The sequence below is a fragment of the Methylobacterium sp. D48H genome (assembly GCF_053345715.1).
This window is the reverse complement of the sequence record NZ_JBKFAP010000007.1, coordinates 214,841-237,174: the sequence shown is the minus strand read 5'-3', so window position 1 is coordinate 237,174 and position 22,334 is coordinate 214,841. Positions and strand designations below refer to the sequence as shown.

The 22,334-nt window shown below is 73.5% G+C and carries 19 protein-coding genes; 17 read left to right on the top strand and 2 right to left on the bottom strand.

The window, feature by feature from the left end:
* Positions 1-235: 235 nt before the first annotated feature.
* The 12 genes from ACLBX8_RS15330 (at position 236) to ACLBX8_RS15275 (ending at position 13,531) form a co-directional block, all read left to right on the top strand.
* Positions 236-2,329 carry a caspase family protein gene (locus ACLBX8_RS15330; RefSeq protein WP_447698818.1) on the top strand — a complete coding sequence of 698 codons (2,094 nt, stop codon included), beginning with the start codon at positions 236-238 and terminating at the stop codon, positions 2,327-2,329.
* Positions 2,326-3,660: a hypothetical protein gene (locus ACLBX8_RS15325; protein ID WP_447683336.1), complete on the top strand. Its 1,335-nt coding sequence runs from the start codon at positions 2,326-2,328 to the stop codon at positions 3,658-3,660. Before ACLBX8_RS15330 ends, ACLBX8_RS15325 begins: the two co-directional genes overlap by 4 nt.
* Before the next feature lie 161 nt (positions 3,661-3,821).
* The gene (locus tag ACLBX8_RS15320) at positions 3,822-5,213 is read left to right on the top strand and encodes a hypothetical protein (protein WP_447698820.1); all 1,392 of its coding nucleotides are present in this window, start codon (positions 3,822-3,824) and stop codon (positions 5,211-5,213) included.
* The gene (locus ACLBX8_RS15315) at positions 5,210-5,722 is read left to right on the top strand and encodes a hypothetical protein (RefSeq protein WP_447698821.1); all 513 of its coding nucleotides are present in this window, start codon (positions 5,210-5,212) and stop codon (positions 5,720-5,722) included. Before ACLBX8_RS15320 ends, ACLBX8_RS15315 begins: the two co-directional genes overlap by 4 nt.
* Before the next feature lie 58 nt (positions 5,723-5,780).
* Positions 5,781-6,911: a hypothetical protein gene (locus ACLBX8_RS15310; protein ID WP_447698822.1), complete on the top strand. Its 1,131-nt coding sequence runs from the start codon at positions 5,781-5,783 to the stop codon at positions 6,909-6,911.
* Positions 6,912-6,991: 80 nt separating this feature from the next.
* Positions 6,992-7,978 carry a trypsin-like serine peptidase gene (locus tag ACLBX8_RS15305; RefSeq protein WP_447698823.1) on the top strand — a complete coding sequence of 329 codons (987 nt, stop codon included), beginning with the start codon at positions 6,992-6,994 and terminating at the stop codon, positions 7,976-7,978.
* A gap of 107 nt (positions 7,979-8,085) precedes the next feature.
* On the top strand, positions 8,086-8,901 hold the full coding sequence (locus tag ACLBX8_RS15300; RefSeq protein ID WP_447715449.1) for an OmpA family protein: 816 nt from the start codon (positions 8,086-8,088) through the stop codon (positions 8,899-8,901).
* A 44-nt stretch (positions 8,902-8,945) separates the two neighbouring features.
* Positions 8,946-9,932, top strand: a complete 987-nt coding sequence (locus ACLBX8_RS15295; RefSeq protein ID WP_234082334.1) for a hypothetical protein — start codon at positions 8,946-8,948, stop codon at positions 9,930-9,932.
* A gap of 52 nt (positions 9,933-9,984) precedes the next feature.
* A complete protein-coding gene (locus tag ACLBX8_RS15290; RefSeq protein ID WP_447698826.1) occupies positions 9,985-10,992 on the top strand; it encodes a hypothetical protein in 1,008 nt (335 codons plus the stop codon).
* 33 nt (positions 10,993-11,025) lie between these two features.
* Positions 11,026-11,751: a hypothetical protein gene (locus tag ACLBX8_RS15285; RefSeq protein WP_447698827.1), complete on the top strand. Its 726-nt coding sequence runs from the start codon at positions 11,026-11,028 to the stop codon at positions 11,749-11,751.
* 50 nt (positions 11,752-11,801) lie between these two features.
* Positions 11,802-12,119, top strand: a complete 318-nt coding sequence (locus ACLBX8_RS15280) for a hypothetical protein (protein WP_042670658.1) — start codon at positions 11,802-11,804, stop codon at positions 12,117-12,119.
* Positions 12,116-13,531 carry a hypothetical protein gene (locus tag ACLBX8_RS15275; RefSeq protein ID WP_447698828.1) on the top strand — a complete coding sequence of 472 codons (1,416 nt, stop codon included), beginning with the start codon at positions 12,116-12,118 and terminating at the stop codon, positions 13,529-13,531. Before ACLBX8_RS15280 ends, ACLBX8_RS15275 begins: the two co-directional genes overlap by 4 nt.
* Here the strand turns inward: ACLBX8_RS15275 and ACLBX8_RS15270 are convergent.
* Positions 13,515-13,763, bottom strand: a complete 249-nt coding sequence (locus tag ACLBX8_RS15270; RefSeq protein ID WP_447698829.1) for a hypothetical protein — start codon at positions 13,761-13,763, stop codon at positions 13,515-13,517. The genes ACLBX8_RS15275 and ACLBX8_RS15270 overlap by 17 nt on opposite strands.
* Before the next feature lie 304 nt (positions 13,764-14,067).
* Here ACLBX8_RS15270 and ACLBX8_RS15265 point away from each other — a divergent pair, with 304 nt between their 5' ends.
* The 5 genes from ACLBX8_RS15265 to ACLBX8_RS15245 all read left to right on the top strand — a co-directional run bounded on the left by ACLBX8_RS15265 (position 14,068) and on the right by ACLBX8_RS15245 (position 19,089).
* A complete protein-coding gene (locus tag ACLBX8_RS15265) occupies positions 14,068-14,484 on the top strand; it encodes a hypothetical protein (RefSeq protein ID WP_447715448.1) in 417 nt (138 codons plus the stop codon).
* 340 nt (positions 14,485-14,824) lie between these two features.
* Positions 14,825-15,049, top strand: coding sequence for a ribosome modulation factor (locus ACLBX8_RS15260; protein WP_447698831.1), 225 nt, complete (start codon positions 14,825-14,827; stop codon positions 15,047-15,049).
* 164 nt (positions 15,050-15,213) lie between these two features.
* Complete coding sequence (locus tag ACLBX8_RS15255) at positions 15,214-17,292, top strand: ATP-binding protein (RefSeq protein WP_447698832.1); 2,079 nt, start codon at positions 15,214-15,216, stop codon at positions 17,290-17,292.
* 10 nt (positions 17,293-17,302) lie between these two features.
* A complete protein-coding gene (locus ACLBX8_RS15250; RefSeq protein WP_447698833.1) occupies positions 17,303-17,971 on the top strand; it encodes a response regulator transcription factor in 669 nt (222 codons plus the stop codon).
* Positions 17,972-18,096: 125 nt separating this feature from the next.
* Positions 18,097-19,089 (top strand): DUF808 domain-containing protein, encoded by a 993-nt coding sequence (locus tag ACLBX8_RS15245; protein ID WP_447698834.1) that lies wholly within the window; start codon positions 18,097-18,099, stop codon positions 19,087-19,089.
* On the opposite strand, the gene ACLBX8_RS15240 is transcribed toward ACLBX8_RS15245, so the two are convergent.
* On the bottom strand, positions 19,063-22,302 hold the full coding sequence (locus ACLBX8_RS15240; RefSeq protein ID WP_447698835.1) for an efflux RND transporter permease subunit: 3,240 nt from the start codon (positions 22,300-22,302) through the stop codon (positions 19,063-19,065). The genes ACLBX8_RS15245 and ACLBX8_RS15240 overlap by 27 nt on opposite strands.
* Between the last annotated feature and the right edge of the window lie 32 nt (positions 22,303-22,334).

The window sequence follows — 22,334 nt, the reverse complement described above, 5'->3', positions numbered from 1 at the left end:
CGCCCTCAGCCTGATCGTCGCGTATCTCGGCTGGGGCTGAGATGCCCGCTCCCCGCACCGGCACCTGGCCCCCGATGTCATCCGCATCGTCGCGGAGCCCGCCTCGACCGGCCGCGCTCACACCGTGAGATTGTTTCCCGATCCTCCAACGGATACCCCTGTCGCGCGTGCCGACCGGGCGCGCCCCGCTCCGAGGACGATGAAACCGGGCCGCGACCCGGACAGGAGGACGCGCTTGCCGAGAGCCAACCCGGTATCCGCGCTGCGGCGGGCCGCCCGCACCGCGATCATCCTGCTCGGGATGACCTGCCTCGCCCCGCTCGCGCCGGCCAGGGCTGCCCCGGATCCGGCAGCCTTCGCCGACAATGCCGACGCCGTGGCGGTTGTGATCGGGAACCGCAGCTACAAGCAGACCGTGCCTGTCGACTACGCGCACAACGATGCCGAGGCGATCCGCGCCTACCTGATCGAGCGCCTGGGCTACCGCGAGAGCAACGTCTTCCTCCTGAAGGACGCGACCCTCAACGAGTTCAACCAGGTCTTCGGCACCGAGCGGAACCCGCAATCCGGCCGCCTCTGGCGCAGCGTGCGCGAGGGCCGCTCGAACGTCTTCGTGTACTATTCCGGCCACGGCGTCCCGGATCTCGCCACCAAGCAGCCGTTCCTGCTGCCCGAGGACGGCAACCCGAACCAGGGCGAGAGCGGGTACGCGCTGGAGACCCTGTACCGCAACCTCGAGCTCGTGAAGCGCAAGATCGGCGCCGACCACCAGCTCGTCGTGATGGTCGATGCCTGCTTCACCGGCGAGACCGGCCGCAAGGGCGAGAGCCTGCTGGCGGTGTCCGCGCCCGGCTTCGCCCCCGCCCGGCCGAAGACGGAGGGCGGCATCGTCCGGCTGGTGGCGACATCGGGCGCGACACCGGCCAACTGGGACGAGGCGAACAAGCTCGGCCTGCTGACCAGCCGGTTCCTGATGGGCGTGTCGGGCCTCGCCGACGCGCGCGACCATCAGGGCGACGGCGACGGGCTCGTGCAGTGGACGGAGCTGAAGCGCTACCTCCGCCGCGAGGTGGAGGACGCGGCCCGCCGCGCGTCGGGCCGCGAGCAGGTACCCGAGATCGACGAGGCCCCGATCGTGCTCAAGGCCTCCCTGCCGGTGGCGGCCGTCGCGAAGGGGGTCGAGGCCATCCGGGACGAGGCGGCCTGGCGGCGGGCCGAAGCGCTCGGCACCCGGGAGGGCTTCGAGGCCTATATCGGCACCTGCGGCGAGACCTGCCTGTACCGGCCTCAGGCCATGGACAGGCTCCTGGCCGGGCGGCGTCGGGACGCGGCGGCGATCGACCAGGAGAACTGGGCCAAGTTCGGGACCCAGCGGCAATATCAGGCCTATCTCGATTCCTGCGGCGAGATCTGCGCCTATCGCAGCCTCGCCGAGGGCTATCTCGGCGGCAAGAACCCGAGCGCCGATCCGCGCGTCAAGCGCTGCGACGAGCTCGCCGCCGGCACGGACGATCCCGACCGTCCGAGCGGGGTCGCGGGCGTGAAGCTCGGCCGGATCGAGCCCGCCGCCGCGATCGACGCCTGCCGCGGGGCCGCGGCCGCCTATCCGGACCTGCGCCGGCTCTCCTACCAGCTCGGCCGCGCCTACGACCGGGCCGACCGCTACAAGGAGGCCTTCGCCGCCTACGACCGCGCCGCCAAGGCCGGGAGCATCTCGGCGCTGAACAATCTCGCCGCCCTCTACGAGAACGGCCAGGGCGTGAAGCGCCAGCAGGCCGAGGCGTTCCGCCTCTACCGGCAGGCGGGCGAAGGCGGGAACGTCGTGGCGCTGGCGAACGCCGCCCGGATGCTTGAGTACGGCAACGGCATCCCGAAGGACGAGGCGCAGGCGGTCGCCCTGTATCGCCGCGCCGTGGCCGGGGGCGACGTCGCGTCGATCAGCAAGCTCGTGCCGCACTACGCGACGGGCGCCTACGGCTTCCCGAAGGACCTGAGGCAGGGCTTCGACCTCTTCCGGCAGGCGGCGGACCGGGGCGACCCGGTGGCGATGGCCACGATGGCGACGCTGATCGACAACGGCTTCGGGCGGTATTTCCCCGGCGTGCGCTCGGCCGACATGGTCCTGCGCGCGCTGAAGCACGGGGAACTCGGCGCCGCCTCCGTCTCGGCGACCGACACCGCCGCTCAGAAGCTCAAGCCCGAGACGATCCGCTCGGTGCAGCGCGCCATCAAGGACGCGGATTACTACACCGGTGCCCTGGACGGGCGGTTCAATCCGGTCTTCGTCCGCGCCCTCGATCAGTACGCCCGGGCGAACGAGACCGAATGAGGCGCCTCCTCCTCGCCGCGCTGCTGCTCGCCCCGGCGGCGGCGCGCGCCGACCCCGCGACGCAGGCGCTGGCACCGTTCCTCGACGCGGTGGCGGCCTGCGCCGGCCGGCCGGACCTGACGCTCGCGGTCGTCGGCGTCGAGCCCGGCCAGACGGCCCTGTCGCGCGAGCAGTCCGAGGAAGTGCGCCTCGCCGTCGAGACGCGGCTCCAGGCGACCGGCCGGGTCAGGCTGGCGGCGGCGGCCGACGTCGTGCGGATCAAGGCCCTGCGCGAGGGCACGACGGGCCTCTCGGGCGCGGAGGCCGAGGCGCAGATCCGGTCCGCCTTCGCGGGGGACGCGGCCGTGTTCCTGGTCGAGCCCCGCCGAGCCGGCGAGACCGCCTCCGTCCGGCTCCAGGCCGTGACGCAGAGCGCCGCCTGCAAGGCGACGAGCGACCCTCTGGTCGTGCCGATCCATGTCGGCGCCGGCGTCGCCGACGTCGACGCGGTCATGGACGGTGCGGTGAAGGCGTTCGCGCAGGCCGCACCGAATGCCGGCGCCGTCGAGGTCTGCCCGTTCGTGGCGGAAGGCGGCCATTCCACCTGCGCCGGCGCCCTCACGGACCGCCTCGTCATCGCCCTCGACGCGGAGGCCCGCTCGGCCAATCGGGTGCTCCGCGGCGCGCGCCTCGACGTGCGCCGCCGGCCGCCCGGCACCGCCTGCGCCGGCACCGTCACCGCGCGCGGCCGCTTCCGCACGGACCACGACCGGCAATCCTGGATGGAGGTCGAGTTCCAGCGCGACGGCGCCGTCCTGGCCCCGACGGGGCGACGCCGGATCGCGACGGAGGGGCTCGGCTGCGATCCCGTCCCGCGGCCGTTCCTGGACCACCTCGCCGCCACCGCGCGCACGGATGCCGGCCGCCTCTCGGTGGCGGCCGCCGCCACGCCGTTCGCGGCCGGTCAACGCCTGGAGATGCGCATCGAGTCCCGCGTCGCGCAGAACCTGTACTGCTGGGTGGTCGCGGCCGACGAGACCGCCTTCGTCGCCCTGCCGGTGCGCGACAACCCGGCCTCGCAGCTGGCCCTCAAGCCGGGAGACTCGCGGCGCTATCCGCGGGGCTACGGCCTCGACGAGATCGTCGCGGGGGAGCCCTTCGAGAACCTGTTCGCCTGCTTCGGCGTGCCGGGCGGCCTGCCGCCGGAGCTCGCCGCGCGGTGGCTGGCGGCGGCGCCGGGCGCCGACGGCGAGGCGCGTCTCCTGCAGCCCCCGGACGTGCTGGACCTCCTCGACCGGATCCGGGCCACGCCCGGGGTCACCGAGGCCGCCGCGCGCGTCGTGGTGCGCTGAGCCAGAGCGCGACGGGATCAGAACCGCGTCTGGGCCGCCCAGAGCAGACGGGTGGCGCCCGGATGGCCGCCGGAGGTCGACGGATGGCCGGTCGCGAGGTAACCATAAGGCGAATCGAACGATCACAAGGGGTTGCGTGGCAGCCCGCGACCGGGAGGCGCATGACGGGCGGATACGATGAGCGCTGCGCGGCCGACCTCGCCAATGTCGGCGACGGCCGCGATCTCTCCCGCGCCGACCGTGCCTGGCTCGCCCGCGTGGTCACGGGTGCCGTGCGCCCGAACCGCGATAAGCCCCTGTGGGACCTCGCCCACGCCCTCGCCGCGCTGGCCGAGGCGGCCGGGGCCCGCGACGGGCGCGATCTCATCACCCTCGCCCTGGACCCCGGCCTCGCGCGACCGGCCGCCCTCGCGGCCCACTTCGGCGGCGGCCCGGCCGTCGACGACCGCGGCCCCGTGCTCGGCACCGCCTGGTCCACCGGCTGGGCCGGGCTCGCCCGGCTCCTCGCGCTGGCCGAGTTCGTGCTCACCGCGGAGGACCTGGCCCAGTTCGCGACCGTCGCGGGCTGGCTCGACGAGCTCGCCGCCGCGCCCGACGCGGAAAGCGCGGCGATCCTGACCAAGCGGCTAGCCCGGCATCTCGCCGCCTACCGGAACGCCCACCTGCCGCTGGCGCCGCTGGAGCGGCGCTTCCGGGCACTCCTGGCCTTCCTGGGCGGCCGCCGGTCCGTCGCGGACGACGACATCCTCGATTTCTGGCGCGCCGAGATGGCGACAGGCGAGCGGCCGGGCTTCCGCACCGTCGCGGAGCACTTCGTGACCTTCGAGGCGGCCGGCCACCTCCTCGAAGGCCTCGACGCCCTCTCGGAGCCCGCCGCCCTCGACGCCCACGCGGGCTGGGAGGAGCGGCTGGACGCGGCCCTGGGCGATCTCGAGACCGCCGAACCCGCCGCGGCGCTGGCGACCCTGCTGGCGGACTGGCCGGAGGGCCCGAAGATCCTCACCGGCGCCGAGCGCGAGGACCTGGCCGACTTCCTGCGCCTCGAGCCCTACCACCGGACCCGCCCGCTGACGACGCTCCGCGCCGTGAGCTTCGGCCGTGTCCAGTCGGGCATCGCCAACCGCCTGCGCCGCGGCGGCGGCGGCGCCGCCATCGCCGAGCGGGCGACCTGCCTGGAGGCCGAGAGCTACGCCGAACTCCGGACGCGCGCGGGACTGCTCGCGGCCCATCTCGGCCGGATGCTGCGCATCGCGGCGGCCCTCCGGATCGCCGATCGCGACGCGCTGCCCGCGGCGGTGAGGTCCGCGCTGGAGGCCGCCGAGGCCGACCTGCGCCGCGTCCGCCGCGCCGGATTCGACGATCGGGAGGGGCTCTCGGCCGGGTTCGCCGCCGCCGAGCCGGCGCTGCTGCGCCTCGCCGAGGCGGCGGCCGACCTGGAGCGGTCGCTCGACGGACTCGCCCGGCACCGGCCGCTGGACGCGCTGTTCCCGGCGGATCGGGACATCTTCGCGGTCGCGTTCGCGGCGGCCTATGCCGGGGAGGCCGCGGCGTGAGCGACGCGGCACGGCTCCTCGCCGAGATCCACGCGGCCCGCGCCCTCGTGCGCGATGCGGCGACGACCGCCCGGCCGGACCACGCGGGGCTCTGGGCCCACGCGACCCGTGCGCCCGACGGCCCGGTCGACCTCGCGACGGTGCGGGCGATCCGCGGCGACCCCGCGACGGCCCGGCGCTACCGGACAATGCTCGGCGCCCTGGCGCTCGCCCACGCGCCGCTCGCCGCGGCCGCCTCGGACGGCGCGATTCTCCGGCGCCGGGTCGGCGCCTTCGCGCTGGAGATCCTCGAGGCCGCGGACGGCGCGCCTCCGCTCCTCGTCCTGCGCGGCGAGTCGGGGCAGATGCCGCGGGTGATCGAGGCGTGGCTCGGCGACGAGACGGTCCGGCTCGACCTCGGTCCGGCGATCGAGGGCGCGGCGGTGCTCGCCCTCGACCCGACCGTGCCGGGCGCGGCCCTCATGGGCCGGATGCTCCGCGACCCGGCCTGCGCGGTGTTCCTGCTTTGACGAGCCGTCGGACGAGCCGGCAGGCCGGTCTCGGCCCGTCCGGGAGACCGGCCCGCGCATGACGCGTCCGGCCATCCTCGTCGTGGTGCCCACGACCCGCGGACCGCTGGTGCTGCGCGGGCTCAGGCCGCGCCCCGGCCTTCCGGCCCCGGCCGCCTTCGCGGACGGCGATTATCGCCCGCTGCCGTGGTCGGCCGATTACGCCCGGCTCTGCGGGGCCGCCGGCCCGCTCGCCCGGTGGACGGGCCGGACTCCGGAGCCCCACGAGCTGCGGCTGTCGGGCTCCTTCGATGCCGGACGCTCCTGGGAGGTTCCGGTCTGCCTGGCGCACGGCCTTGCCGATGGCGGCCACCCGCTCGCCGCGGCACCGGAGGAGGCCGACCTCATCCTCTGGGCGACCGGCGCGGTCGATCTCGACCTCGCGGTGCTGCCCGGCGACTACGCGCTCCTCGACAAGATCGAGCGCTCCGCCGCGACGATCGCCGAGGCTCCGAACGCCGCGCTGGCGGTCCTCCTGCCGGACGGGCCGGAGCGCGCGCAGGCCGAGGCCGTCTTCCGCGGCATGGACCGGAACGTGCGGATCTTGCCGTCGCACAGCGTGCCCGCAGCCTTGGCCGCATTGACGGCGCCGCGGCCTCCGGAGAGGGCCGAGACGCCGCCGGCGCGGCGATGGTGGCGTCTCGCATTGCCGGCCGGCACCGTCGCGGCGGCCGGCCTCGCCGGTGTGCTCGCTCTCGGGGCCACGCGGCCCGATCCCGTCAGTGAGCCGCGCCCCGACGCGCCGGCCGGTCCCGCCACCCCTCCCCCCAGCATCGAAGTCCGAATCGCGTCGCCGATCCACGTCTCCGAGCTGCGCGCCCCGGCGGGGTCCTCCTGCCGCCGCGTCGCCTTCGGAGCCGACCCGCCCGAGCGGCGCCCGGTACCGGCGGAGTCGGGCGATCACCTGGCCGCGAGCCGCCTCACGCCGGACCTGTGCGGGCTCGCCATCGGAGCGGAGCCGGGCCTGCGCGTGCAGGTCGGGCCGGAACTGCGCGACGCCGCCCTCCCGGCCGTCCGGCTGGCGGACGGCGCGCTCGGCTATTTCCTGCGCGAGGGCGCGCGGCAGAACCTCGTCTACACGGTCCAGGCCGTTCCGGAAGCCGGAACCGGCGCGGTTGCCGGCCGCCTGGTCCACACCCTGGCGCGCTGATGAGAATCCGGCGTGTTGCGAATGCTGTCGATCGAGCCCGCGAGCGCGGGCCCGATCCGCGGACCGAGAGGAGGGAGAGGATGATCGCGATGCGCCGGAGAGGCCCTCTCCTTCTGGGAACGGCCTGCGCGCTGATCGTGCTCGGCCGCGGCGATGCCGCGCGGGCGCAGAGCGTCGGCTTCGATCCCGCCGATTACGGCCGGGCGCAGCTGCCCCTGCGCCAGACGACCGGCGACGCGGCCGCCTATGTCGACCAGAACAAGGGTGCCTTCGAGCCCGTGAGCGAGCTCGACCCGAAGGACGGCCTCGCGGCCCTCGCCCGGCCGATCGGGCGCGTCGACATCGTGCTCCAGAACGGCCGCACCGGGCAGCAGGTCGGTGCCTCCTGCACGGGGACGCTCCTGACCGGCGACTACGTGCTGACCAACCATCATTGCCTGCCGCAGTCGGGCGACCTGCGCCCGGTCAAGGCGTCGATCCTGATGGATTACCTGACTCTCGACGGGAACGGCTCCCGCCGCTTCGAGATCGACCCGAAACCCGTCGAGTTCGATGCCCTCCTCGACTTCGCCCTCGCCCGCGTGGCGGGCAATCCGACGGCGACTTACGGCGCCGCGCGGCTCTCGGGCGAGCCGGTCACGGCCAACCGCTCGATGCTGGTCATCCACCATCCCCTCGGACGTCCGAAGGTGATGAGCCGCTTCCGCTGCTTCGCCGTGAAGGACCAAGCGGAGGGCCCGGACCTGCGCCACCGCTGCGACACGCTCGGCGGCTCGTCCGGGTCGCTGATGTTCGACGCCTCCGTGGCCGGCATCGCGCTCCACAAGGAGGGCGGCCTCGATCCGAAGGATCCGACGAGCTTCAACAGCGCGACCCGGCTCTCCGCCATCCTGGGCCGGAGCCCGACGCTCGCGCGGATCGCGGCGGCCCAGGGGCGCCCGGTCGCCGCCGCCGATCCGGGGGCCAAGCCGGTCGCGCCCGCATCCGTGCCGGCACCGCAGCCCAAGCCGGCGACCGACGGACCGCTCGATCCGGCCGGGATGAACGCCATCCTGCGGGGACGCTGAGCGCCGTCGCGAGAATCGCGACGGCGGGCGACGAAAATCGCTCTGGGTCGACCAGGAACGGGGAGAGAGGGGCCGCAGCAAGGCCCGGGACACGAAGAGGGGAAGCGATGCGGACCCACGATCTACCGCGCGCCGCGCGGGCGCGCCTCGGCCGCTCCGGACTGTTGCTCGCCGTCGGCCTCGCCCTCGCGCTGGTCGCGCCCGCCCGGGCGAACCCGCTCACCGAGGTGCCGGGTGCCCGGGCAGCGCAGCCGGACGAAGCGCCCCCGCCGTGGGACCCGGCCGCGGAGCGGGTGGAGGCCGAGGAGGCGCGGGCCGCGAATCCGAGCGCCACCGCGATCATCCGGTCGCTCGCGCCGTTCGCCGACGGCAATCCGGGAGCGCCCGCGCGGCCGCTGGCGGTCAGCCCCGACGACGGCGGCCCGGCGGTCCGCGTCGTTCCCGCCCGGTCGATCGATCTTACCGTGTTCTTCGCCTACGACAGCGCGCGCCTGACCCCCGAAGCGCGCATCCAGCTCGAACCGCTCGGCGAGGCCCTGCGCGCCGAGCCGCTCGCGGGCCACGGATTCCTGATCGCCGGCCACACCGACGCCGCCGGCGGCCGCGCCTACAACCGCCGCCTCTCCCTGGCCCGGGCCCGGGCCGTGAAGGCGCATCTCGTCGAGACCTACGGCATCGCGCCGGAGCGCCTGCGCGTCCACGGCTGGGGACCCGCGCGGCCGAAGGATCCCGACGCACCCCTGTCACGGGTGAACCGCAGGGTGGAGGTCAGCCTGATCGCGCCGGCCCGCAGCGGTGCCCTGCGCTTCGTCCTGCCGGTCGCGGATCGCACTTGCACCGACTTGGCCGATCCGCGCCTGCGGACAGATCTCGACCTCGACGATTTCCGCGCGGCGCCGACCCCGCGTCCCTGCACCGAATGACGCCAACTCGCCTCACCGACGGTCCGAAGACGGAGAGACCCGCGATGTCCTGGAGGATCCCGATGCCCCTCGTCCGCACCACCGCGTTCCGCACCACCGCGTTCCGCGCCGCCTGCCTCGCCGTCCTGGCGCTCGGATCCGCCTACGCGGCACCGGCCCGGGCGCAGACCAAGCCCAACGTCGTCGTGATGGGCGAGGACGCCGACGAGGACGCGGTGCCCCGCGGCAACCGCATCTTCCAGCGGGTGATTCACGAACTGTCCGAGACCATGAATCTGCGCGGCTACAACGTCTACGACGAGACCGCCGTCGCGATGGGGTTCACCCAAGCCAACCGGGTGCGCCGGCGGGATGCCGAGCTGATCGAGGTCGCCCGCGCGGTCCAGAATCCGCCGCTCGACGTGGTGGCGGTGTTCCAGATCTACGCGTCGGCGTCGAAATCCGCCTACTCGGATATCGTCCGGCCGGAGATCCGTATCCCCGGCCGCCTCCTCAACGTCCGCACCGGTCAGTCGCTCGGCTCGTTCGAGGTGGCCGGGCTCCAGTTGCCGCCCCTGCCCCAGGGGTGCGACCGCGAGTGCCTGCTCGAGCGGGTCGGCGCCGAGGCGAAGACGGTGGCCGCCGACCTCGCGGCCGCGCTCACCGCGAAGCTCGACGGCGTCATCGCGCCCCGCCGCGGTGCCGATGCCGGCGCCGCGCCCCCCGACGCCGCTCCGGTCGGCGGCGCCGTGGCGGCGGCGCCCGGCGGCGAGGGCTGCGGGGGTTTGCCCAGCGCCTACGTCGTCCGTCTGAGCGGCTTCTCGGCCCAGGAGGTCCAGGCGGCCGAGGAGTACATGGCGGCCTTCCGCTGCTACGAGCACCACCGTCCGGTGCGCGCGAGCGGGGCCAGCACCGAGTACTGGTACGAGACCCGCTCGGATTCCGCCCGGCTCGGCCGGAACCTGCGCCTGATGCTGGAGCACATGAGCGCGCCGGGTCAGGTCCAGTTCTCAGGCAACACCTTCGTCATCAGCCGCGTGGCGACGCGGTAGCCGAACCTCGCCTTCCCCGCCTCGTCGTCCCACCGTTCCCTGAAGGTTGACCATGTCGGTTCGCGAGCGCCTGCGCGGCGCCCTCTCCCATCTTGTCCCGCAACGCCCGGCGCGGCGCGTCATCCTGGCCGGACTGGTCTTCGCGCCCCTGGCGATCGCGGGCCCGGCCCGCGAGGCCCGGGCCGACCCGGTCTTTCCGGGCGCCGGCGCCCTCGGCCTGACGCCGCCGGCCGGGATGAGCGTGAGCCGGCGCTTCGCCGGTTTCGAGCATCCGGCCGGCGCGTCGATCATCCTGGTGGAGATGCCGCCGGAGGCCTGGGACCAGATCAACGGCCGATTCACCCCCGAGGCGCTGGCCGCCACGGGCTTCCGGGTGAAGGGCGGGGCCGAGCCCCTGCCGGTCGCGGGCGGGGAGGGCTTCGTCCTGCGCGGCACCCAGCCGGCCAACGGCCTCACTTACGCGAAATGGGTCGCCGTCGTGCGCGGCGCCCCCGGGACCGGGCTCGTCACCGTGCAGGTCCCCGAGAAGGCGGCCCGGCAGGTGCCCGCCGCTTCCGTCGAGGCCGCCCTCCGCACGATCGCGTTCCGCGCGAAAGCGAGCCTGACCGATCAGGTCGCGGCGCTGCCCTACACGGTCGGCGACATGGCGGGCTACCGGCCGACCGCGGTCTTCGCGGGTAACAGCCTCCTCCTCACCGAGGGACCCAAGGACGTCGATCCCGAGCGCGAGCAGCCGGTGATCGTCGTCGCGCCCTCGCTCGGTCAGGCGCCGGTCCCGGCGGGCGCGGAGGTCGCGGTCGCCCGCCGGCTGTTCGCCGCGCAGAAGGACTTCGCCGACGTGAACGTCACGGACGAGGCGCGGTCCAGTCGCGGCGAGGCGGTCGTCGTGCGGCTGCGCGGCACCGGGACCGACACCAAGAGCGGCCGTGCCCTCGGCGTGACGCAGACGATGGTCTTCGACGGCCAGCGCTACTTGCGGGTGCTGGGCTTCGCCGATGCCGGTCGCCCCGACGCCCTGGACAGGGCCGACCGTGTCGCCGCCTCGGTGGCGATGCGCTGACCGACCTCTGCACCCACAACGAGAGCCTTCCCGATGCGCCCGCCGCTCCTCGCCCCGCTGCTCCTGGTCTCCGCCCTCGCCCTGCTCGCTGGCCCGGCGCGCGCGGAGGAGAACGAGTGCCGGCGGTCCCCCTCGCTCGCGTCCGGCGCGCCCCCAGCCTTCGGGCGCATCAGCGCGCCGGGGCGCACGGCCTTCGTCAAGGACGGGCTCGCCCGCGCCGGCTGCCCGGACCCGAGCGCCGCCTGCCGCGAGCGCGCCTACCTGGTGAACGCCGATCCCGTCATCCTCGGCGAGCGTCGCGGCGCCTATGTCTGCGCCCATTATCGGGGCGCGGGCGACGATATGGGCCGGACCGGCTGGCTCCCGGGCGAGGCCGTCGCCGTCGAGCCGCCCGGTGCCGTCGCGCCTGGGGACTGGCTCGGCACCTGGACCCGTGCGGAGGCGCGCATCCGCATCACCCAGGCCGACAAGCCGGGGCTGCTGACTTTCGGGGGCGACGCCACCTGGGGCGCCGGCGATCCCGAGCGGGCGCGCCGCGGCGGCGTCCATATCGGCGAATTCGCCGGCACGGTCGCCCCGCAGGGCGCCGCGGCGAGCTTCGCCGTCGGCGAGAACGGGGCGCTGCCGGTCGAGGCCGGTGACGCTTCCGACTGCAAGGTCTGGCTGCGGCGGGTCGGCCCCTGGTTGGTCGTCGACGACAACCTCGCCTGCGGAGGCGTCAACGTCACCTTCCGCGGCCTCTACCGCCGCCAGCCATGAGCGGCGCGGCGAGACGCGGCCGCCCCGGCTCCGCGCGGGGCTTGTGACCGATGGCCATCCCCACGATGGCGCGGCCGAGCCCGTCCCGGCGACGCCTGCGCGTGATCCTCATCCTGCTGCTGATCACGTGGCTGCCGGTCGTACCCTTCGCGCTCGGCCTCGCGCTGACGAACCTGACCGGCTGCACCGTCAACGAGGCGGGGACGCACCCCTGCCCGGTGGCCGGACACGATATCGGCGGCCTGCTCTACACGCTGACGATGACGGGCTGGCTGCTGATCCCGTTCCTGCCCTTCATGGCCCTGACACTGCTGCTCACCGTCGTGCAGGGCCTGCTGATGATCCTTCGAGCGTGGTTGCGGCGATGATGCGGTTCACCTTCCGGCGCGCGGCCGCGCTGCTCGGCCTCGGCGTGGCAGCCGTCCCGCTGTCGAGCCTGGCGATCCCGGTGTCGGCGACCCCGGCACGGGCCCAGGCGACCGAGGTGGAGGGACCGGCCCTCCCCTACGCCTCGACGCCCGACCTGCGGGCCGCCACGGTGGCGCGGGCGGTGCGCGACCAGCGCGCCACGAACCCGATCGCCGCGGCCGAGACGGCGCGAGAGCTGGCCCGGCACGATTACGACACCATCTTCCGCGGCTTCCTCGACGGGTCGCCGCTGCGGCCGGACGATGCGGGCGACGTGCTCACCGCCTTCATCGCCCTGCAATGGATGGTTGCCAACGACGCGACGGTCGAGCCGAGCGCGGCGGCCCTGCGGGCGATCCGGACCCGGTTCGTGGCGCCGATGGCGGAACGGCCGCCCCTGTCCCAGCCGGCCACGCGGGCGGCCTTCGCCGAGCAGGTCAAGCTGCGCGCCGTTCTCCACCATGCCGGCTGGCAGGCGGCCAAGCGGCTCGGCGTGCTGCCGCGTTTCCTGGCGGGCCTGTCCAACGAGTTCATCCCGGTCGCCACGCTGCGGAATCTGGCGCTGACCGAGGACGGGCTGGTGCCGAAGGGCCGGGCCAAACGCGCGGCCCCGAAGCCGCCGCCGGTCGCGGAGAGCCCGCCCGTGCCGGACGCGCGGCCGGCTCCCTCGCCGGCTCCCTCCGCCCCGGACGCGGCCGGTCCCCCGCGCCACGCCGCCAACTGGGATCAGGTCGAGGGCGTGTACTTCCGGTCGACCACTGGGTTCGGCGTCGGCGGTCTCATGACCATCGATTTCGAGCCGCTGATCTTCCTGCGCGACGGAACCTACTACGAGATCGCCGACACCGCGCTCGAAGACGTGGACCTCGCCGCCGAGCGGGCCGCACGGCCCAAGCGATTCGGGCGCTGGAGTGCCAAGGGCGCCGGCTTCGTCCTGACGGACGCGCGCGGCCGCGCGAACGACTACGCCCTCGGCGACGGCAGCTTCTTCCGGGCCTTCCCGGCCGACTCTGGCGAGCGGGTGGCGCGGGCCTACCGGCGGCTGTCGGGCGGCGGCAACACCGCCCTGGGCGGCGACGTCGCGATCGCCGTCGAGAGCCGCTACGACTTCCACGCGGACGGAAGTTACGGCCGCGGCGGCTCGGTCGGCGCGACGAATTCGGGGGCGAGCACCGGCGTCGGCACGGCGATCGCCCGTCGGCGCGCGCCGGAGGGCGGGCGCTACGCCCTCGATCGCCACACGCTGACGCTGACCGCGGCGGATGGCCGGACCCGGCGCCTGTTCTTCGCCTACGGCTCGCAGAAGGATCCCCCCGAGATCGACCGCGAGATGATCTTCGTGGGCGACGACGTCTTCAGCCCGGCGGACTGATCGGGATGCCGAGGGCGGCCCCTCGATCGGCGCGGATCTCAGGACGCGGGGCATCGGCGGATTCCGGGCCGAGCAGACCGCCGCCGAACCGCGCCCAGTCCTCCAGCGAGCGTCCGGGGGCGGCCTGCGGGCCCTGCTTGACCGGTCGCGGCGTCTGCGGCGCGCCGAAGCGCCCGTAGCGCCGGTACCAGGATCGCGCCCTCTGCACCGGCCGTCCCAACGCCTTCCGCATGCCGTCCCCATGTGCAGCGCGCGCGAATGTCCACGGCCAAGCTAGTCCAGACCCGTCGCCCGGGCATGTCGGGCCGACCCTGACACGATTGCCGATCTCTCCGACTGCTGATCGGCGCCGGGCAACACAGATGAGCCTGCGGGACAGCGGCCGGCGGTCTCCCGCCGTCCGCGCGTCCCGGGGAGTGCGCGGTGGCCCGCGATGGCGGCCGGCATCGCCGTTCCGACAGACCGCGCCGCGCGGTCGGATCCGGCATCGGGTCCGATCCGTGCGGACGTCCTTCAACGTCTCTGGAGCTCAGCCCATGAAACGTCTCGCGATCGCCCTCACGGCGCTGTCGAGCCTCGTCCTGTTCGCCCCGTCGAGCGAGGCGCGACCCCACGGCCGCGGCTTCCATCATGGGCCCCACCATCTGGGCCACGGCGTCTGGAGGGGGCGGCGCCACGGTCTCCACCGGTACCGCCATCACCGTCTCCACCGGCACTATCGGCGGCACCGGGGCTACCGCGGATATCGCGGCGTCCACTTCCGCCCCGCCGGCTACGGCTTCCGGCCCCACGCGTATCGCTCGGGTGGCTGGGGCGGCTATCGCGGGGTCGACTTCGCGACCGGCGCCGGCCTGGGCCTCGCGGCCGCTGCACGGCCCGGTCTCTACGGCGCGGCCTACGGGCGGCCCTACGGGTACGGCTACGCGCCGGTCGGCTACGGCTGCGCCTACTAGGCGGCGCATCCGGACCGAGAGGCCGGGCCGTCACGGCCTCCCGGTCGACTTTCCACGCCACGCCCACGTCGGCGGGGCACTCGTGATCCTCGCGTCCGACGACGCGAGGATCTCGTGTCCCTCCGCGCATCATTCGGACGGATCGGGGCGATCTCCGAAAGATCCGGTGCCGCTTTCGTGCAATGGTCAATCGATCCTCGCACGCACGGCCTGTCGGGATATTCCCGACAGGCGTCGGTGTGAGCGGTATCCCGGCTCGAAACAGCTTGCTTGGCCGTTCGAACTCGGCGCTTCTGACCCGGCGGGACAGGCTCCCGAGCGGCCGGAGAGATCAGCGCCCATGCTCATGGACATCGTCAAACAGGGCGCCCGCGCGCGCGCCGTCGGTCGGCCCCGCGACGCCTGCCCCTATCCCGGGGAGTCGCGCGAGCGCCGGGCCTGGTACGAGGGCTACGACGGCTCCTCATGGGCGGTCGCGACGCGGATGCCGCACCCCGCCCGGATGCTGCCCGGATCGGCCCTTTCCGACGCCGGTGCCGCGACCGACCCCGCCTCCCCGGCCTGACGGCGGCCCGACTTTCCCGTAGGAGAGCTGTGAGCTTACGGGCCGATGCGGGGATACGGGAGGCGGGCGACGGTGCGCGCGGGACGGCGAGACAGAGGCGTCGGGCCGTCCGAGCGATGGGCGCCGGGTCCGGACCGGCGCGAAGCGTGTCCACGCACGGCCGCATGAATGCTCGCGCCCGCGACACCGCGATCCGGAGGCCCGAGCTCCAGCTGAGCCGCGGCAGCCGCCGCACCTTCGTCGCCCTCGCCCTCGCGGCCGCGATCCCGGTCCTGCTGCTCAGCGGCTGGGTCGCGACGCTGATGGCGCAGCAGCAGCGCGACCTCGCCCGGAGCGCCGCCGTCGCCAGCGCGACCCGGGTGGCCGAGCGCGTCGCCTCGGACATCGCCGCCCAGATCACGGTCCTCGAGGCCGAGGCCGCCTCCGCGACCCTCGACCGGCCCGACCTCGCGGCCTTCTACGCCGAGGCCGTGCGCCTCCGGCAGGCGCACCCGCTCTGGGAGACGGTGGAGCTCGCGCGACCGGACGGCGCCCAGATCGTCAATCTGCTCCGCTCCCTCGAGGAGGAACTCGGACCGACCTCGAACCGGACGAGCTTCGACGCGGTGGTGCGCACGCGGCAGCCGGTGATCGGCGGCATCGGCCCGGCCGGCTCGATCTCGGGCAAGCGCCTCGTCGCGCTGCGCGTGCCGGTCATCCGGGACGGCACGCTGCGCTACGTCCTCTCGATCCGGCTCGCCACGAACGCGGTGAGCTCGATCCTGCGCGACGCCGGCGCCCCCGAGGGCTGGGTCGGCACCATCGTGGACGCGGAGGGCAACACGATCGCCCGGACCCGGGCCGAGGTGGAGGAGCTCGGCCACCCGGCGAACCCGGCGCTCCAGGCGGCGATCCGGAACGCCCCGAACGGCTTCTACACCGGACCGACGCTGGAAGGCGCCGATGTCGAGGTGGTCTACCGGACCCTGCAGCATACCGGCGGCTGGTCGGTGCATTTCGGGATGCCGGTCGCGACGCTCAACGCGCCGGTCTCGCGGTCCTACGCCGTCCTGGGTGGGGGCAGCTTCGTCAGCATCGGGCTCGCCCTGGCGCTGGTCGGTCTCGTCGGCCGCGACATGGCGCAGCGCCGGGCGGGCGAGCAGGCCCGGTTCTCCCTCGCGCTCCGCTCCAGCGAGGAACAGGGCGCCGTCGCCGCCGAGGCCGCGGAACTCGGCACGCTGCGCTGGGACACCGTCGCGCACCGGGTCACCGGCTCGCCCCGCGCGGCCGATCTCCTCGGTTGGACGGCCGCCGCCGAGGGGCGCGACAGCGCCGTTGACGCCGACACCGTCCTGCAGGCGGTCGATCCCGAGGATCGCGGGCGCCTGAGCGAGGCCCTGCACCGGAGCCTCGCCGAGGGCACGCCGCTCGACGTCGAGTTCCGCGTGACCCAGGAGGGTCGGGAGCCGCGCTGGGTCCGGGTCGCCGGCCGCGTGCCGCAGCTCCACGAGCATACCCCGGCCGGACTGATCTACGGCGTGGTGTCGGACATCGAGCCGCGCAAGCGCGCGGAGGCCGAGCGCTTCGCGCTGCTGCGCCGCCTCGGCGAGGCCCAGGAGAACGAGCAGCGCCGGATCGCCCGCGAACTCCACGACCAGGTCGGCCAGACGGTGACCGGTCTGTCGCTGGGCCTCAAGAGCATGGAGCGGCTCCTGGCACGCGGGGCCACGGCGGAGGCCGGCCGGCAGGTGGAGTGGCTGCAATCGCTCGCCGGGGAGATCGGCCGCGACATCCACCGGGCCGCCGTCGACCTCCGGCCGACCGCCCTCGACGATCTCGGGCTGCGCGAGGCCCTGGCCACCCTGCTGCGCGACTGGAGCCAGCGGCACGGGATCCGCGCCGACCTGGAGTTCCTGAGCGAGGCGACCCGGCTGCCGGCCGCGATCGAGACGGCCGTCTACAGGATCGTGCAGGAGGCCCTCACCAACGTCCTCAAGCACGCCCGGGCCGCGAGCGTCAGCGTCTCGGTGGAGAAGCGCGCGGGCGAGATGCGGGTCGTCATCGAGGATGACGGCACCGGCTTCAACGCCGACGAGCAGCGTGAGCGCGCCGGCGGCGAGGCGCCGGCCAAGCTGCGGCTCGGCCTGTCGGGCATCCGCGAGCGGCTGTCGCTCCTGAGCGGGACTCTCACGCTGGAATCGTCCCCGGGCATCGGTACGACGCTGTTCGTCACCATCCCGATTCCGGAACATCCCGAGACCTGAGGAGAAGCGCATGACGGACCGCATCCGCGTCGCCCTGGCCGACGACCATCCCATCGTCCTCGCGGGGATCCGGACGCTCCTGAACGCCGACCCGGAGATCGAGCTGGTCGGCGAGGCCACCAGCGGCAGCGAGGCGCTGCCGATGATCCACGCCGCCGACCCAGACGTCGCCGTCGTCGACGTCTCGATGCCGGGCCTCAACGGCCTGGAGCTGACCGAGCGCGTCGCCGGGTCGTGCCCGCGGACGCGGGTGCTGGTGCTGACGGTTCACGAGGACGCGGCCTACGTTCAGCCGCTGCTCAAGGCGGGCGCCCGGGGCTACCTCCTCAAGCGCTCGGCCGCGGAGGACCTGCTCCGCGCGGTCCGCGCCGTCGCGGCGGGCGGGATCTACCTCGACCCCTCGGTGGCGAGCCACGCCATGTCGCATCCCGGGGCCCCGGCGCAGGGCGCGGAGTCCGAGCCGTCGGCCGAAGCGCTGAGCCCGCGCGAGACCGACGTGCTCCGGCTGATCGCGCAGGGCTTCAGCAACAAGGAGATCGCGCGGCGCTTCGATCTCAGCGTGAAGTCCATCGAGACCTACAAGGCGCGGGCCGCCGAGAAGCTGGGCCTGCGCACGCGCGCGGAGATCATCCGCTACGCCGCCGCGCACGGCTGGCTCGACGCCCTGGCGCTGCGCTAGGCGCGAGCGAGCGGGGGCAGCCAGTCCCGGGCGACGGCCGGGTCCGCCGATTTTTCGCCGGTCAGGGATCAAATCCTGCCGCGGATCGTCTGTCTGGCGGACCGGTCAGGGACGAGGGGGGACGGGTGAGCGTCGGATTGATCGCCCTGTTGGACGATGTCGCCTTCATGGTGAGGGCCGCGGCGGCCTCGCTCGACGACGTGGCCGGCCAGGCGGCGCGCGCCGGCACCAAGGCCGCCGGCGTCGTCATCGACGACGCGGCCGTGACGCCGCGCTACGTCGTCGGCTTCGCCGCGGAGCGCGAATTGCCGATCGTCGGCAGGATCGCCCTCGGATCGCTGCGCAACAAGATCCTCTTCCTGCTGCCGGGTGCCCTGGCGCTGAGCGCCTTCGCCCCCTGGGCGATCACGCCGCTCCTCATGCTGGGCGGCGCGTACCTGTGCTTCGAGGGCGCCGAGAAGGTCTACGAAGCCGTGTTCGCCCAGCACGGCCACGGCGACGAGGCGGACCAGGAGGGTGGCGCCGGCGGCGATCAGGCCCGGGAAGACCGGCGCGTGGCGAGCGCCATCAAGACGGACTTCATCCTGTCGGCCGAGATCATGGCCATCACGCTGGCGGCGCTGCCGGAGGGCAGCTTCTGGATGCGGGCGGCGGTGCTGGCCATCGTCGCAATCGGCATCACCGCGGGCGTCTACGGCGTGGTCGCGCTGATCGTGAAGGCCGACGATGCCGGTCTGGCCCTCGCCCGCAGCACCGCGGGCCCGCCGCTCGGAAGCCTGATCCGCGGGCTCGGCCGCGGCGTCGTCAGGGGAATGCCGATCCTGCTCAAGATCCTGGCCGTCATCGGGACGGCGGCGATGATCTGGGTCGGCGGCGGGATCCTGATGCACGGTCTCGAGACCTACGGGTTCTCGGCCCCGGCGCACGCCGCCCACGCGATGGCGGAGGCCGCGGCGGCGCGCGTGCCGTTCGCCGCGGGCCTCGTCGAGTGGCTCGTCACCGCGACCGTGTCGGGCCTCATCGGGCTGGTCGTCGGCGGGGCGCTGATCCCGCTGACGAACGTCGTGCTGGCGCCGGCGTGGCGCGCCCTGTCAGGCCTGTGGCAGCGGCGCGGCTGACGGGATCCCGTGATCGGCCGGCGCGGAGCCGGGCACAGCGACTGGCGCCGGGACCGGCGCGGCGGCGCCGTGATGCTTCAGGGGCCTGTTGCCGCTCAGGCGACGCAGCAGCACGTAGAAGACCGGGGTCAGGAACAGGCCGAAGGCGGTCACGCCGATCATGCCCGAGAACACCGCGACGCCCATCGCGCGGCGCATCTCCGATCCGGCGCCGGTGGCTGTCACCAGCGGCAGCACGCCCATGATGAAGGCCATCGACGTCATCAGGATCGGCCGCAGCCGGAGGCGGCTCGCCTCGATCGCCGCCTGGAGCGGGCTCCGACCGGCGAATTCGAGCTCACGGGCGAATTCGACGATCAGGATGGCGTTCTTGGCCGAGAGCCCGACGAGCACGATCAGCCCGATCTGCGTGAAGACGTTGTTGTCGCCGGCCGACAGCCACACGCCGAACATCGCGGCGAGCAGCCCCATCGGCACGATCAGCAGGATCGCCAGCGGCAGGGCGAGGCTCTCGTACTGCGCGGCGAGCACGAGGAAGACTAGGAGCAGCGCGAGGGGAAAGACCCAGATCCCGGAATTGCCCGCGATGAATTCCTGGTACGTCAGGTCCGTCCACTCGAAGGCGAAGCCCCGCGGCAGCGTCTCCGCCGCGATCCGCGTGGCCGCCGCCTGGGCCTGACCCGACGAGTAGCCGGGCGCCGCGCCGGCGTTGATGTCGGCCGACAGGAAGCCGTTGTAGCGCATGGCCCGCTCCGGTCCGGCGGTCTGGCGGACGCGCAGCAGGGCGGAGAGCGGGACCATCTCGCCGGAACCGGCCCGGACCTTCAGCAGACCGACATCGTCCGATCGCGCCCGGAACGGGGCGTCGGCCTGGACGCGCACCGAGTAGGTGCGGCCGAACTTGTTGAAGTCGTTGACGTAGAGCGAGCCGAGATAGATCTGCAGCGTGTCGAAGACGTCCGTCACCGGGATGTTGAGCTGACGGGCCTTCGTCCGGTCGATGTCCGCGAAGAGCTGCGGCACGTTCATCTGGAAGCTCGAGAACAGCCCGACGAGTTCCGGCGCCTGGGCGGCCTTCGCCATGAACGCCTTCGTGGCGTCGTTCAGCGCCTCGTAGCCGAGGCCGGCCCGATCCTCGATCTGCAGCTTGAAGCCGCCGATCGTCCCCAGCCCGTTCACCGGCGGCGGCGGGAACATCGCGATGAAGGCCTCCGGGATCGCGGCGTACTTCTTGTTCAGCGACTGCGCGATCGCCGCCCCGTTGAGGGACGGGTCCCTGCGCTCGTCGAACGGCTTGAGCGTCGAGAACACGATCCCTGAGTTGGAGCTGTTGGTGAAGCCGTTGATCGAGAGGCCCGGAAAGGCGACGGCGCTCTCGACGCCGGGCTCCTTGAGGGCGATCTCGCTCATGCGGCGGATGACCTCCTCCGTCCGGTCGAGGGTCGCGCCGTCGGGCAGCTGCGCGAAGCCCACGAGGTACTGCTTGTCCTGGCCCGGCACGAAGCCGCCCGGAATCTGGCGGAACAGGCCGACGGTCAGCCCGACGAGCAGGACGTAGAGGGTCATCATCGCGGCCTTGCGCGATACCGCGAAGCCGACGCCGCGACCGTAGCCGTTCGAGGCCCGCCCGAAGGCGCGGTTGAAGCGGCGGAAGAACCAGCCGAGCAGCCGGTCGAGGATGCGGGTGAGACGATCCTTCGGCGCGTGGTGATCCTTCAGCAGCAGCGCCGAGAGGGCCGGCGAGAGGGTCAGCGAGTTGATCGCCGAGATCACCGTCGAGATCGCGATGGTCAGGGCGAACTGCTTGTAGAACTGGCCCGTCAGGCCGCTGATGAAGGCCAGGGGCACGAAGACCGCGACCAGCACGAGGGCGATGGCGATGATCGGGCCCGAGACCTCGCGCATGGCCTGGTAGCTGGCGTCGCGCGGGGACAGGCCGCTCTCGATGTTGCGCTCGACGTTCTCGACGACCACGATCGCGTCGTCGACGACGATGCCGATGGCCAGCACGAGGCCGAACAGGCTCAGCGCGTTGATCGAGAATCCGAAGACGTGCATCACCGCGAAGGTGCCGACGATCGAGACCGGCACGGCGAGCAGCGGGATGATCGAGGCCCGCCACGTCTGCAGGAACAGGATCACCACGAGCACGACGAGGGCGATCGCCTCCAGCAGCGTGTGGATGACCGCCTCGATGGAGGCGCGCACGAACTGCGTCGGGTCGTAGACGATCTGGTAGTCGACGCCCTCCGGCATGGTCCGCTTGATCTCCGCCATGGTGCGGCGGACCTCGTCGGAGATCTGGATCGCGTTCGAGCCGGGCGACTGCGAGATCGGGATCGCCACCGCCGACTTGTTGTCGAGGAGCGAGCGCAGGGCGTAGTCGGAAGCGCCGAGCTCGATGCGCGCGACGTCGCGCAGGCGCGTGATCGCCCCGTCGGCGCCGGTCTTGACCACGATGTCGCCGAACTGCTCCTCGCTGCTCAGGCGCCCCTCGGCGTTGAGCGAGAGCTGCAGGTCGAGTCCCGGAACGGCCGGCGACGCGCCGATCACGCCGGCCGCGGCCTCGACGTTCTGGGCCTGGATCTCGCGCACGACGTCGCCCGCGGACAGGCCGTGCTCGGCCACCTTCTGCGGGTCGAGCCAGATCCGCATCGCGTAGTCGCCGGAGCCGAAGAGCTGGACCTGGCCGACGCCGTCGAGCCGCGCCAGGCGGTCCTTGATGTTCAGCACCGCGTAGTTGCGCAGGTAGGTCATGTCGTAGCGCCCGTTGGGCGAGACGAGATGCACGACCATGGTGAGGTCGGGGGAGCTCTTCACCGTGACGATGCCGAGCTGGCGCACCACCGCCGGTAGCCGCGGCTCGGCCTGCGAGACGCGATTCTGGACGAGCTGCTGCGCCTTGTCGGGGTCGGTGCCCAGCCGGAAGGTGACGGTCAGCGTCATGATGCCGTCCGTCGTGGCCTGGCTCGACATGTAGAGCATGCCCTCGACGCCGTTGATCTGCTCCTCGATCGGCGTCGCCACGGTCTCGACGATGACCTTGGGGTTGGCGCCCGGGAAGGTCGCGCGGACGACGACGGAGGGCGGCACCACGTCCGGGTACTCGGAGATCGGCATCGCGAAGAGCGACAGCAGACCGCCGATGAAGATGAGCATCGAGAGCACGCCCGCGAAGATCGGGCGGTCGATGAAGAACTTGGAGAGATTCATGCCGCCCTCCGAGGGCGTGAGGCAGGGGCGTC

Excerpts from the sequence above, each read along its gene's own strand:
- ACLBX8_RS15325 (WP_447683336.1), top strand. The coding sequence starts at position 2,326 with ATGAGGCGCCTCCTCCTCGCCGCGCTGCTGCTCGCCCCGGCGGCGGCG.
- ACLBX8_RS15320 (WP_447698820.1), top strand. The coding sequence starts at position 3,822 with ATGACGGGCGGATACGATGAGCGCTGCGCGGCCGACCTCGCCAATGTC.
- ACLBX8_RS15310 (WP_447698822.1), top strand. The coding sequence starts at position 5,781 with ATGACGCGTCCGGCCATCCTCGTCGTGGTGCCCACGACCCGCGGACCG.
- ACLBX8_RS15305 (WP_447698823.1), top strand. The coding sequence starts at position 6,992 with ATGATCGCGATGCGCCGGAGAGGCCCTCTCCTTCTGGGAACGGCCTGC.
- ACLBX8_RS15300 (WP_447715449.1), top strand. The coding sequence starts at position 8,086 with ATGCGGACCCACGATCTACCGCGCGCCGCGCGGGCGCGCCTCGGCCGC.
- ACLBX8_RS15295 (WP_234082334.1), top strand. The coding sequence starts at position 8,946 with ATGTCCTGGAGGATCCCGATGCCCCTCGTCCGCACCACCGCGTTCCGC.
- ACLBX8_RS15290 (WP_447698826.1), top strand. The coding sequence starts at position 9,985 with ATGTCGGTTCGCGAGCGCCTGCGCGGCGCCCTCTCCCATCTTGTCCCG.
- ACLBX8_RS15285 (WP_447698827.1), top strand. The coding sequence starts at position 11,026 with ATGCGCCCGCCGCTCCTCGCCCCGCTGCTCCTGGTCTCCGCCCTCGCC.
- ACLBX8_RS15280 (WP_042670658.1), top strand. The coding sequence starts at position 11,802 with ATGGCCATCCCCACGATGGCGCGGCCGAGCCCGTCCCGGCGACGCCTG.
- ACLBX8_RS15275 (WP_447698828.1), top strand. The coding sequence starts at position 12,116 with ATGATGCGGTTCACCTTCCGGCGCGCGGCCGCGCTGCTCGGCCTCGGC.
- ACLBX8_RS15270 (WP_447698829.1), bottom strand. The coding sequence starts at position 13,763 with ATGCGGAAGGCGTTGGGACGGCCGGTGCAGAGGGCGCGATCCTGGTAC.
- ACLBX8_RS15265 (WP_447715448.1), top strand. The coding sequence starts at position 14,068 with ATGAAACGTCTCGCGATCGCCCTCACGGCGCTGTCGAGCCTCGTCCTG.
- ACLBX8_RS15260 (WP_447698831.1), top strand. The coding sequence starts at position 14,825 with ATGCTCATGGACATCGTCAAACAGGGCGCCCGCGCGCGCGCCGTCGGT.
- ACLBX8_RS15255 (WP_447698832.1), top strand. The coding sequence starts at position 15,214 with ATGAATGCTCGCGCCCGCGACACCGCGATCCGGAGGCCCGAGCTCCAG.
- ACLBX8_RS15250 (WP_447698833.1), top strand. The coding sequence starts at position 17,303 with ATGACGGACCGCATCCGCGTCGCCCTGGCCGACGACCATCCCATCGTC.
- ACLBX8_RS15240 (WP_447698835.1), bottom strand. The coding sequence starts at position 22,302 with ATGAATCTCTCCAAGTTCTTCATCGACCGCCCGATCTTCGCGGGCGTG.